The 10,883-nt window shown below is 64.8% G+C and carries 9 protein-coding genes; 5 read left to right on the top strand and 4 right to left on the bottom strand.

Translation table 11 applies throughout. The annotated features are described in order from the left end of the window. The first annotated feature begins 272 nt into the window (after positions 1-272). Positions 273-1,703, top strand: coding sequence for an aldehyde dehydrogenase family protein (locus tag ACVIIV_RS33060; RefSeq protein WP_456747923.1), 1,431 nt, complete (start codon positions 273-275; stop codon positions 1,701-1,703). A 267-nt stretch (positions 1,704-1,970) separates the two neighbouring features. On the opposite strand, the gene ACVIIV_RS33055 is transcribed toward ACVIIV_RS33060, so the two are convergent. Further along, on the bottom strand, positions 1,971-2,948 hold the full coding sequence (locus ACVIIV_RS33055; RefSeq protein ID WP_456747922.1) for an SMP-30/gluconolactonase/LRE family protein: 978 nt from the start codon (positions 2,946-2,948) through the stop codon (positions 1,971-1,973). 89 nt (positions 2,949-3,037) lie between these two features. Between ACVIIV_RS33055 and ACVIIV_RS33050 the strand changes: the two genes are divergently transcribed. The 3 genes from ACVIIV_RS33050 to ACVIIV_RS33040 all read left to right on the top strand — a co-directional run bounded on the left by ACVIIV_RS33050 (position 3,038) and on the right by ACVIIV_RS33040 (position 6,709). After that, positions 3,038-3,862 carry an NAD-dependent epimerase/dehydratase family protein gene (locus ACVIIV_RS33050; protein WP_456747921.1) on the top strand — a complete coding sequence of 275 codons (825 nt, stop codon included), beginning with the start codon at positions 3,038-3,040 and terminating at the stop codon, positions 3,860-3,862. A gap of 599 nt (positions 3,863-4,461) precedes the next feature. Beyond that, a complete protein-coding gene (locus ACVIIV_RS33045; protein ID WP_456747920.1) occupies positions 4,462-4,875 on the top strand; it encodes a hypothetical protein in 414 nt (137 codons plus the stop codon). A 121-nt stretch (positions 4,876-4,996) separates the two neighbouring features. Next, a complete protein-coding gene (locus ACVIIV_RS33040; protein WP_456747919.1) occupies positions 4,997-6,709 on the top strand; it encodes an IlvD/Edd family dehydratase in 1,713 nt (570 codons plus the stop codon). An 11-nt stretch (positions 6,710-6,720) separates the two neighbouring features. Here ACVIIV_RS33040 and ACVIIV_RS33035 read toward each other — a convergent pair whose 3' ends face one another. Continuing rightward, a complete protein-coding gene (locus ACVIIV_RS33035; RefSeq protein ID WP_456747918.1) occupies positions 6,721-7,515 on the bottom strand; it encodes an enoyl-CoA hydratase/isomerase family protein in 795 nt (264 codons plus the stop codon). 227 nt (positions 7,516-7,742) lie between these two features. Here ACVIIV_RS33035 and ACVIIV_RS33030 point away from each other — a divergent pair, with 227 nt between their 5' ends. Then, positions 7,743-8,960 carry an NAD(P)/FAD-dependent oxidoreductase gene (locus ACVIIV_RS33030; protein WP_456747917.1) on the top strand — a complete coding sequence of 406 codons (1,218 nt, stop codon included), beginning with the start codon at positions 7,743-7,745 and terminating at the stop codon, positions 8,958-8,960. A 10-nt stretch (positions 8,961-8,970) separates the two neighbouring features. On the opposite strand, the gene ACVIIV_RS33025 is transcribed toward ACVIIV_RS33030, so the two are convergent. Together ACVIIV_RS33025 and ACVIIV_RS33020 are read right to left on the bottom strand one after the other, a co-directional pair. After that, positions 8,971-9,879, bottom strand: coding sequence for a ribokinase (locus tag ACVIIV_RS33025; RefSeq protein ID WP_456747916.1), 909 nt, complete (start codon positions 9,877-9,879; stop codon positions 8,971-8,973). A 17-nt stretch (positions 9,880-9,896) separates the two neighbouring features. Beyond that, the gene (locus tag ACVIIV_RS33020; RefSeq protein ID WP_456747915.1) at positions 9,897-10,790 is read right to left on the bottom strand and encodes a sugar kinase; all 894 of its coding nucleotides are present in this window, start codon (positions 10,788-10,790) and stop codon (positions 9,897-9,899) included. Positions 10,791-10,883: the final 93 nt, after the last annotated feature.

Raw genomic sequence — 10,883 nt, 5'->3', positions numbered from 1 at the left:
TGCTTCGCATCGCCAGGGAAGTGCTGCGCTGCGTCCGGGGCACGAGAGTGGATCGCCTCGGCAAAATCTGGTGTCCCGGACAAGGCGCGACATGAAATGTCGCGACGCCGAGCCGGGACCCAGAGCCGCGCTTGCCTCTGTTCGCGACGAGGCTCATATATCGTCCGCTCGCCGCAACGCTGGCCCCGCATATGGCGGGTTCAATTGCCGGCGCTTTCGTGCAAGGATGCCTGCCGAAACGCCCCCTCCAAGCCCCCAAGAAGAGGTTAACGATGGTCAATCGCATGCAATTCTACATCGACGGCGCCTGGGTCGATCCCGCCGTCAAGAAGTCCACCGCCGTGGTCAATCCGGCGACGGAAGAGGCGATGTACGAGGTTGCGCTGGGCTCCAAGGCCGATGTCGACAAGGCGGTTGCCGCCGCCAAGCGCGCCTTTGCGACGTTCTCCCAGACCAGCCGCGAGGAGCGCGTCGCGCTGCTCGCCAAAGTGATCGAGATCTACAAGGGCCGCCTCAAGGAGATCGGCGCGGCCGTCTCCGACGAGATGGGCGCGCCGCTGCCGATGGCCGAGAAGCTCCAGGCCGGCGCCGGCCTCGGCCATCTCATGACCACGCTCGACGTGCTCAAGAACTACCACTTCGAGGAGCCGGTCGGCACCGCCATGGTGCTGCGCGAGCCGATCGGCGTGGTCGGCATGATCACGCCCTGGAACTGGCCGCTCAACCAGATCGCCTGCAAGGTCGCGCCTGCGCTCGCCGCCGGTTGCACCATGATCCTGAAGCCGTCGGAGTTCACGCCCACTTCGGCGCTGATCTTCGCGGAAATCCTGCATGAAGCCGGCGTGCCGAAGGGCGTGTTCAACCTCGTCAACGGCCTCGGACCCGAGGTCGGTGCTGCCATGAGCGAGCATCCCGATATCGACATGATCTCCTTCACCGGCTCGACCCGCGCCGGCATTGACGTGGCGAAGCGCGCTGCTCCCACCGTGAAGCGCGTCAGCCAGGAACTCGGCGGCAAGTCGCCGAACGTCATCCTCGAAGGCGCCGACCTCCAGAAGGCGGTGACCGGCGGCGTGATGCACATGTTCAACAACTCCGGCCAGTCCTGCAACGCGCCCTCGCGCATGATCGTGCCGGCCTCGAAGATGAAGGAAGTCGCCGCGATCGCGAAGGCCGTCGCCGACAAGACCAAGGCCGGCGATCCGCGCGGCGAAGGCACCACCATCGGCCCGGTCGTCAATCGCGGCCAGTGGGACAAGATCCAGGCGCTGATCAAGAAGGGCATCGACGAGGGCGCTACGCTCGTCGCCGGCGGCCCGGGCCTGCCCGAAGGCGTCAACAAGGGCTTCTATGTCCGTCCGACCATCTTCGCCGACGTCACCCCTGAGATGACGATTGCGCGCGAGGAAATCTTCGGACCGGTGCTGACCATCCTCGGCGCCAAGGATGAAGCCGACGCGGTGCAGATCGCCAACGACACGCCCTATGGCCTTGCCGGCTACGTCTCGGGCGCGACGGTCGATGACGCCAAGCGCGTCGCGCGCCAGATCCGCGCCGGCAACGTCAACCTCCAGGGCGTGCCCAATGACCGCACCGCGCCGTTCGGCGGCTACAAGCAATCGGGCAACGGCCGCGAGTGGGGCAAGTATGGCCTCGAGGACTTCCTCGAAGTGAAGGCCGTCGCCGGCTTCAACGCGGCGTAAGCGTTAGCGCGAGCAAACCAAACGCCGGAGCGGGCAACCGCTCCGGCGTTTTTTTCGTCTCGTCATTGCGAGCGAAGCGAAGCAATCCAGAATCCTTCCGCAGAGACAGTCTGGATTGCTTCGCTTCGCTCGCAATGACGGAAGAGAGATCTCGTAGGGTGGGCAAAGACGCGCTCTTCGCGCGACGTGCCCACCATCCACGACGAACAAGAATTGGTGGGCACGCTTTCGCTTTGCCCACCCTACGAGACCATTCCATGCCGCGCGCTATCCCCCCAACGCACCCTGCGTGTTCACATACAGCGCGTAGATCGACTGGCTCGCGGCCATGAACAGGCGATTGCGCTTGACGCCGCCGAAGCAGACGTTCGCGCAGCGCTCGGGCAGGGCGATGCGGCCGATCATGACGCCGTCGGGCGCGAACACGACGACGCCGTCGAGCTCGGGATCGCCCATGCCCCAGCCGCACCAAAGATTGCCGTCGATGTCGCAGCGCATGCCATCAGGCGTGCCCGGACCGGCATCGATGTGGACGCGCTTGTTCGAGATCGTGGTGCCCTCAGGCGAGACGTCATAGGCGAGGATCTTGCGGTTCGGCACGCCGCGCGATTCCACGACATAGAGGATCTTCTCGTCCGGCGAGAAGCACAGCCCGTTCGGCCCGAGCACGCCTTCGGCGACGATGGTCGCCTTGCCAGTCTGGGGATCGAGCCGGTAGACGTTCGGGTCGATCTCGCTCTCGGCCTTGTAGCCCTCGTAATTGCCGAGCAGGCCGAAGGTCGGATCGGTGAACCAGATCGAGCCGTCCGATTTAACAACGACATCGTTCGGCGAGTTCAACCGCTTGCCGTTGAATTGATCCATCAGCACGGTGATGCTGCCGTCATATTCGGTGCGCACCACGCGCCGTCCGCCATGCTCGCAGGTGATCAGCCGGCCCTGGCGATCCCTGGTGTTGCCGTTGGCGAAATTGGAAGGCTTGCGGAACACGCTGACGGCCCCCGTCTCTTCCTCCCATTTGAGGATGCGCTGGTTCGGGATGTCGCTGCACAAGAGATAGCGTCCATCGCCGAACCACACCGGCCCCTCGGCCCAGCGCAGGCCGGTCGCCAGCCGTTCCACCGCCGAAAGCTTCAGCCAGTATTTTTCGAAACGAGGATCGAGCGCACGGATCGCCGGATCGGGATAATAGCTTGCCGGCCGCCAGCCCGGCCGCTCCTGGGTGTGGGACGATGCCTCATTCATGCCGGTTCTCTCGTTTCGTTCCCTCTGGACAAACCTGCTATCATTAGAGACACGTGACCGCAAATCGGTCACCACAGGCGAGGAAAGACATGCCGCGTATTTTGATGACGGGAGCTTCGGGCGGAATCGGCACGAGCCTGCGAAAACTGCTGCCAGCGATCTACCCGGATCTCCTGCTTTCCGACATCAAGCCGCCGGCCGATCTCGGCCCCAATGAAAAATTCAAGGCCGCGGACCTCGCCGACCTCGCGCAATGCGAGGCGATCTGCGAGGGCGTCGACGGCATCATCCATTTCGGCGGCTATTCGGTCGAAGGCAGCTGGGATCAGATCCTCCAGGCCAACATCATCGGTGGCTACAATCTGTTCGAGGCGGCATACCGCAAGGGCGTCAAGCGCGTGGTGTTCGCCTCGTCGAACCACGCCGTCGGCTTCTATCCGCGCCATCACAAGATCGGCACCGACGTCACCCCGCGCCCCGACGGCCGCTACGGCGTCAGCAAGGTGTTCGGCGAGGCCGTCGGCGCGCTCTACGCCGACAAGCATGGCCTGAAGGTCACGTGCCTGCGCATCGGCAATTTCGGCGACATGCCGCTCGACCAGCGCCGGCTCGCGATCTGGCTCAAGCCCGACGACCTCGTGCAGCTCTGCCGCATCGGGCTAGAGCATCCCGACATCCATTTCGAAATCTTCTACGGCGCCTCCCTCAACGAGCGTGCCTGGTGGGACAACCATCGCGCCTACGAGTTCGGCTATCGCCCGACCGGCCGCGCCGAAGATTTCCGCGAGCACGCGATGGCAGAACAGGCCAAGCTGAAGCCGGATCCGGTCGGCGATTATTTCCAGGGCGGCACGTTCTGCACCATGGAGTTCGATGCCGACCCGAGCCGCATCATCGATTGGAATAAGCGGTAGAGAAACGGTGGCAGTTCAGCGCAAGTCGTTCGGAACGTGCTGTAAGGACATGAATGATGCGCTTACTCTGCCGCAGAAGCGCTTCTTCTTTGTCCAAGAGGATACCGGTGTCCTGTATCTGACTGTTGGAGGCGTCAACACAGATCGAGGAATGGGTTGGTTCGACCAAGCGGTCCTTTTCTGTCCGTTTTGCGGAACGCAGCTTCAAACGCACGACGATATCAGGCCAGCAACGATCTAGCGCTTGGTGCTGCAGCCCATGCTGTTGCCACGGCGCAGGCACGCTCCCTTGCCCCATGTTTGGAGGCCGCGACGAGCTTCGCTCGCGCTCAGAGGGTTTGGCGGAGGGGTTCTCACCGCGCGAACGCAGAGAGTGGACATGTAATCTCTCACCACGCGTCATTGCGAGCGCAGCGAAGCAATCCAGAATCTTTCCGCGGAGGGATGCTGGATTGCTTCGCTGCGCTCGCAATGACGTGCTGAGGGAGCATTGCTCCCCCGCCAGCCGCGACTCGCCGCGCTTCCTTTGATCTGGGTCAACACCGCTTCGGATATCGTCTGGCTCTCGATAGCTGCGATGCCGTTTGAGAGCCACGACAATGAAATTCAAATTGTCAGTCCTAGCAATGCTCGCGACGATCGTACCAGGACCGTCGCAAGCCGCACCCCTCAGCGAGGCCGAGGCGACATTCCTCGACCAGCTCGTCACCGCAACCGCGGTGCTGGAACAACGATGCGACGGTTATGAGGTCGATGGCAGCGGCGGCGTTCAACTCGGCGCCCGGCTGCTCGGCAGCCCTGAGGCGGCCATGGCGATGATCGATGCCTATGGCGCGGCCATCAAGGCCTATGATGGCGAGGCTTATGATGCCGGCAAATTCCGTCCCGAAGTGTTCGAGGCCGCCGCAAGGACATTCAAGCGGGTCCGGGCGGACCTGATCAGGAACCCGAAACGAGCCTGTGCCGATTATGGAGAGGCCAGCGCGGACCGCGGGCTGCTGAGACGATACTGAGTGGCCGCTTGGAAAGCTCTCGAATGCGGTCGTCCTGCCGCAAGCGGGGAGAGGCGAAGACCGACCTTATTGACAATCGAGGGGCGCGCTGTACCACAATGCCAACTGAAGGAGTGGCATGATGACGAGTGGCTTGCGCAAGGGTCTGACGAGCTATGGCGACGCCGGCTTCTCGCTGTTCCTGCGCAAGGCGTTCGTCAAGGCGATGGGCTATTCCGACGACGCGCTGCAGCGCCCGATCGTCGGCATCACCAACACCTATAGCGACTACAATCCCTGCCACGGCAACGTTCCGCAGATCATCGACGCCGCCAAGCGCGGCGTGATGCTGTCCGGTGCGATGCCGTTCGTGTTCCCGACCATCTCGATCGCCGAGAGCTTTGCGCATCCGACCTCGATGTACCTACGCAACCTGATGGCGATGGACACCGAGGAGATGATCCGCGCCCAGCCGATGGATGCGGTGATCGTGATCGGCGGCTGCGACAAGACGTTGCCCGCGCAGGTAATGGCCGCGATCAGCGCCGATCTCCCGACGGTGGTTATTCCGGTCGGTCCCATGGTGGTCGGTCATCACAAGGGCGAGGTGCTGGGGGCCTGCACCGATTGCCGCCGTCTCTGGGGCAAGTACCGCGCCGGCGAGATGGACGATGCCGAGATCGAGGCGGTGAACGGCCGTCTCGCGCCATCGGTCGGCACCTGCATGGTGATGGGAACGGCCTCGACCATGGCCTGCATGATCGAGGCCATGGGCCTGTCGCTGCCGATGAGTGCGACGATTCCTGCGCCGCATGCCGAGCGCTTCCGGCTCGCGGAGGCCAGCGGCAAGGTCGCAGCAAAGATGGCCAAGGCCAAGGGGCCGAAGCCGAGCGAAGTGTTGACGCCGGCCTCGTTCAAGAACGCGCAGGTCGTGCTCCAGGCGATCGGCGGCTCCACCAACGGATTGATCCATCTGACCGCGATGGCGCATCGCTCGCCACACCGGCTCGATCTCGAAGCGTTCGACCAGATCGGCCGCGAGGTGCCGGTGCTGGTCGATCTCAAGCCGTCGGGCGAACACTACATGGAGCACTTCCACCACGCCGGCGGCGTGCCGAAGCTGCTGGCGCAGCTCGGCGATCTCGTCGATCTCGACGCCAAGACCATCTCGGGCAAGACGCTGCGCGATGTCGTCGCCAATGCGGAAGACGTGCCCGGCCAGGACGCAATCCGCTCGCGCGACAATCCGATCAAGAAGGAAGGCGGCCTCGCCATCCTGCACGGCAATCTCGCGCCGCGCGGTGCGGTCATCAAGCAATCGGCCGCGAGCCCGAAACTGTTGCAGCACACCGGGCGCGCGGTCGTGTTCGAATCCGTCGAGGACATGACCTTGCGGGTCGATGATCCCGATCTCGACGTCACCGCTGACGACGTGCTGGTGCTGCGCAATGCCGGCCCGAAGGGCGCCCCCGGCATGCCGGAAGCAGGCTATCTGCCGATCCCGAAGAAGCTCGCGCGCGGCGGCACCAAGGACATGGTGCGTATCTCGGACGCGCGCATGAGCGGCACCGCGTTCGGCACCATCGTGCTGCACATCACCCCGGAATCCGCCGTCGGCGGGCCGCTCGCGCTGGTGCGGAACGGCGACATGATCCGTCTCGACGTTGCCAAGCGCAGCATCGAGCTGCTGGTCGATGCGGCCGAGCTGGAGCGGCGTCGTGCTGCGTTGAAGCCGGTTACCGCGCCCGAGGAAGCACGGCGCGGCTACGCCTGGCTGTTCAACGAGACCATCCTCCAGGCCGACGAGGGCTGCGACTTCGACTTCATGCAGGGGACTGGACCTGCGAAGGGCTGAGCCGCGGGCCGCTACTTCCCCTTGCTGGTGAACTTCTTCACGGCGCTGCGGAATTCCTCCGTGTTCATCGCCATGATGATCTTGTGCTCCTCGGCATCCAGCTGCTGCTTCACCGGCGTGGTCGCGGCCTGGTAGACCAGCTGCTTGGTGCCGGCGATCGCCGCCAGCGGGTTCTGCGCGAGCCGCTCTGCGAGTTTTCGCGTCGCTGCCTTCAGATCAGCGGCAGGCACGGTCTTGGCGACAAGGCCCCACTCGTAAGCCTGCTGCGCGGTGAAATTGTCCTCGGACAGGAAGACCTGCAGCGCGCGGCGGGAGCCGACTGTGCCGACGACGCCGACGGTCGAGCCGCCATCCGGCGACACTCCGATCTTGGCATAGGCCGGCGTGAACTTGGCATCGTCAGCGGCAATGCAGAGGTCGGTGACAAAGGCGAGGCCCATGCCGGCGCCGGCGGCCGAGCCGTGCACGCTCGACAGCGAGATCTTCGGCATGCGCCTGACGATCTCGATGAAGGCATGATAGTGCTTCAAGAGCTCGCCGACGACGGGCGTCACCGTGCCCGCTTCGGCGGCAGCTCCGATCGTCTGCAGATCGCCGCCGGCGCAGAACGCACGGCCTTCGCCTTCGAGGACGATGACGCGGATCTCGTCCGCGCCTTCGATATAGGCCGCGAGCTGCTCGAGCTTTTGCGCAATCGCAAGGTCGATCGCGTTGAACGCGGCAGGGCGGTTCAGCGTGATTGTCGCGATCGGGCCGTCGATCCGCAGCAAGGCGGGATCATCGGGCTTTGAGACGGGAGCGGTCATTTGGAAAACTCCGGCAGGAGGTTGAGGCTAGAACTAAATCGCAGAAGGGCAGGGGTGACAATCCCCGGCCGCTCCTCTTGCGCCGGGCGGAACGATAGGCTCAAATGGGGCCGCTTTCACCAAGGGACGGACACGAGCGCCGGCTCCTCGAAAGGCCCGCAAACCAAAATCAGCGAGAGAGGAGACGACATGGGTCACGCTCGTGTCTCCGGAAGTGGGCTGCTGCAATGACCGGCCCGGTGATCATCGTCGGGGCCGGCCATGGCGGCTACCAGATCGCGGCATCGCTGCGCCAGGCGGGCTTTTCCGAGCGCGTCTGCCTGATCAATGACGAAGCGCACCTGCCGTATCAGCGACCGCCGCTGTCCAAGGCCTACATCAAGGGCGCGGCGGGTCCGGAAAGCCTGATGTTCCGGCCCGAGAAGTTTTACCAGGACCAGAAGATCGAGCTGATCGCCGGCCGCGCCGTCTCGATCGACCGCGCCGGCCGCAAGGTCCTCCTCGCCTCAGGCGAGACGCTGCCTTACGGCCATCTCGTGCTGGCGACGGGCGCGCGCAACCGTCTGCTCGACCTGCCCAACGCCAATCTGCCCGACGTGAAATATCTGCGCATCCTCGACGATAGTGAGGCGCTGCGGCAGATCATGCCGTCGAAGAAGCGCGCCGTGATCATCGGCGCCGGCTTCATCGGCCTCGAATTCGCCTCCACCGCGCGGATCAAGGGCCTCGAGGTCGACGTGCTCGAGCTCGCCCCGCGTGTAATGGCGCGCGCGGTGACATCAGAGGTCTCCGAGTATTTTCAGGAGCGCCATCGCGAGGCCGGGATCCGCATCCATCTCGGCGTGCAGGCCACCTCGATCGAGGCCGAGGGCGGCAAGGTCACCGGCGTGTCCTTGAGCGACGGAAGGCATCTGCCCGCCGACCTCGTCGTGGTCGGCGTCGGCGTGCTGCCGAACATCGAGCTTGCCGCGGATGCCGGGCTTCCGGTCGCCGCCGGCATCATCGTCGACGAATATCTCTCCACCGCCGATCCCGACATCTCCGCGATCGGCGATTGCGCGCTGTTCGCAAGCCCGCGTTTCGGCGGATCGCTGCGGCTGGAATCTGTGCAGAACGCCACCGATCACGCCCGCTGCCTCGCGGCGCGGCTGACCGGCGAGAAAAAGCCTTACGACAACCATCCCTGGTTCTGGAGCGATCAGGGCGACGACAAGCTCCAGATCGCGGGGCTGACGACCGGCTACGATCGCGTCGTCCTGCGCGGTGACCCTGCCAAGAAGGCGTTCTCGGCGTTCTGCTACAAGGGCGAGAAGCTGCTCGGCATCGAATCGATCAACCGCGCCGGCGACCACATGTTCGGCCGCCGCTTGCAAGCCATGGACCGCACGATCACACCGGAGCAGGCCGCGGACGAGAGTTTTGACCTGAAGAGTGCGCTGGCGTAAGCGCCTCGCTCTACAAAGTCGCCGCCACTTCCTTCGCCGTCGGCATCGACGGCCCGGCGCCCATGCGCTGCACGCTGATGGAGGCGGCGGCGTTGGCGAAGGTGAGGGCGGTGCGCAAGGCCGCGCCCTCAGCCAATTGCGCGGCCAGCGCGCCGACAAAGCAGTCGCCGGCGCCTGTGGTGTCGAGCGCCTTCACCACACGGCCGGACACGGCAATCTCCTCGCGCCCCGCCAGCGCGAGCACGCCGCGCTTGCCGAGCGTGACGCAGATGGTCTGGTCCTCGCGCGCTTGAAGCTGCCGCGCCACAGCAATGATCCTTGGGGCCTCGTCGCTTTCGGAGAGCTCGCTGTCTGCGAGGAAGCCGAGCTCGGTCTCGTTCAGCACGAGGATGTCGACAAGGGCGAGCAGCTCGCGGGACATCGCCTGTGCCGGTGCCGGGTTGAGCAGCGTCGTCGCCCCGGCGGCACGGGCGCGCCGAAAGAACGCGGCGATGGCCGGCAGCGGAATCTCGAACTGGCTGACGGCGACGTCGCCCGCCAGCAGCGGCACGACCTCGACGTCGTCAGCGCCGACCAGCCCGTTCGCCCCGGGAATGACGACGATGGTGTTGTCAGCCTCCGCCACCGTGATGATGGCCGTGCCGGTGTGGGCCTCCGCCGTCTCCTGGGCATAGCCGAGGTCGATGCCCTGAGCGCCGAGGAAAACTTTCAGCTCGGCCCCGAAGGAGTCCTTGCCCAGCCGCCCGATCAGCGTCGTCCGGGCGCCTAGCCGCGACGCCGCCACCGCCTGGTTGGCGCCCTTGCCGCCCGGAAAATACAGCACCCGGCGACCGGCGACCGTCTCGCCGACCCTGGGATGGCGATCGGCGGTCGCCACCACATCCATGTTGATGCTTCCGGCGACGAAGACGCGTCCCATCGTGATTCCTGCGACCGCTAGACCCTGACCTCGAACTCGTGCCTGACCTTGGCGATGTCGACGAGCGTCGGCAAGCCGGCCTCGTTGCCGAGGCGCTGGATCTTGAAGGTCGAGGCGGCGCGCGCGAAGTCAAAGTGCTCGCGCCAGCTTTTGCCGGGATGGGCGAGGTAGGAATAGACATAGGCGCCGTGGAAGACGTCGCCGGCGCCGTTGGTGTCGATGACGCGCTCGCGCGGGATCGGCATTGCCGGCATCACCTGCACCGTCCCTGTTTCGTCGTACCACAGCAGGCCCTTTTCGCCCATGGTCACGCCGCCGATCTTGCAGCCGCGGCTCTTGAGATAGTCGAGCATCTTCTCCGGCGTCAGGTCCATCTGCTCGCACAGCCGCTCGGCAACGATCGCGACGTCGATGAATTCGAGCAGTTCATGCGTGTTGGTGCGCAGGCCGCCGCCGTCGAGCGAAGTCAAGATGCCGGCCTCGCGGCACACCTTGGCGTAATGGATTGCGGCGTCCGGCTGATGGCCGTCGACATGGAGCGCGCGGCAGCCGCCGAGATTGAGCATCGGGAACGGATGGATGTGGTGGTCGTCGCGACAGCGGACGATGGCGCGCTTGCCGTCGTTGGGCATGATGAAGGAGAGCGAGGACTGGTTGACCTTGCGCCCATGCAGCGAGATGCCGTACTTCGCGCACATGTCCTGGAACATGCGCCCCAGCCAGTCATTGGCTGCCGTGGCGATGAGATCCGGCACGATGCCAAGCTTGGCGCAGCAGAACGCCGCCGTCACCGCATTGCCGCCGAAGGAGACCGCGTAGTCCGAGGCCACGTGCTTCTCGTCGCCGGTCGGCATGTGGTCGGTGATGAAGACAACGTCGATATAGGTCTGTCCGATGAAGAGAGCCTGCATTGCTTGTCCGTGATGCGCTTGTGGTCCCGGCGGGCGGAATTACTCTAACACCGGTTCCGCTCCGGAGGGACGCTGAAATTATTCGCAAAACCG

This window comes from Bradyrhizobium sp. USDA 4354, from assembly GCF_054060315.1.
The sequence above is the reverse complement of the archived record's forward strand: the minus strand, read 5'-3'. Positions and strand labels throughout refer to the sequence as shown.

What these genes read in the sequence shown, in the direction of transcription:
- ACVIIV_RS33060 (WP_456747923.1), top strand. Translation starts at nt 273, where the DNA reads ATGGTCAATCGCATGCAATTCTACATCGACGGCGCCTGGGTCGATCCC.
- ACVIIV_RS33055 (WP_456747922.1), bottom strand. Translation starts at nt 2,948, where the DNA reads ATGAATGAGGCATCGTCCCACACCCAGGAGCGGCCGGGCTGGCGGCCG.
- ACVIIV_RS33050 (WP_456747921.1), top strand. Translation starts at nt 3,038, where the DNA reads ATGCCGCGTATTTTGATGACGGGAGCTTCGGGCGGAATCGGCACGAGC.
- ACVIIV_RS33045 (WP_456747920.1), top strand. Translation starts at nt 4,462, where the DNA reads ATGAAATTCAAATTGTCAGTCCTAGCAATGCTCGCGACGATCGTACCA.
- ACVIIV_RS33040 (WP_456747919.1), top strand. Translation starts at nt 4,997, where the DNA reads ATGACGAGTGGCTTGCGCAAGGGTCTGACGAGCTATGGCGACGCCGGC.
- ACVIIV_RS33035 (WP_456747918.1), bottom strand. Translation starts at nt 7,515, where the DNA reads ATGACCGCTCCCGTCTCAAAGCCCGATGATCCCGCCTTGCTGCGGATC.
- ACVIIV_RS33030 (WP_456747917.1), top strand. Translation starts at nt 7,743, where the DNA reads ATGACCGGCCCGGTGATCATCGTCGGGGCCGGCCATGGCGGCTACCAG.
- ACVIIV_RS33025 (WP_456747916.1), bottom strand. Translation starts at nt 9,879, where the DNA reads ATGGGACGCGTCTTCGTCGCCGGAAGCATCAACATGGATGTGGTGGCG.
- ACVIIV_RS33020 (WP_456747915.1), bottom strand. Translation starts at nt 10,790, where the DNA reads ATGCAGGCTCTCTTCATCGGACAGACCTATATCGACGTTGTCTTCATC.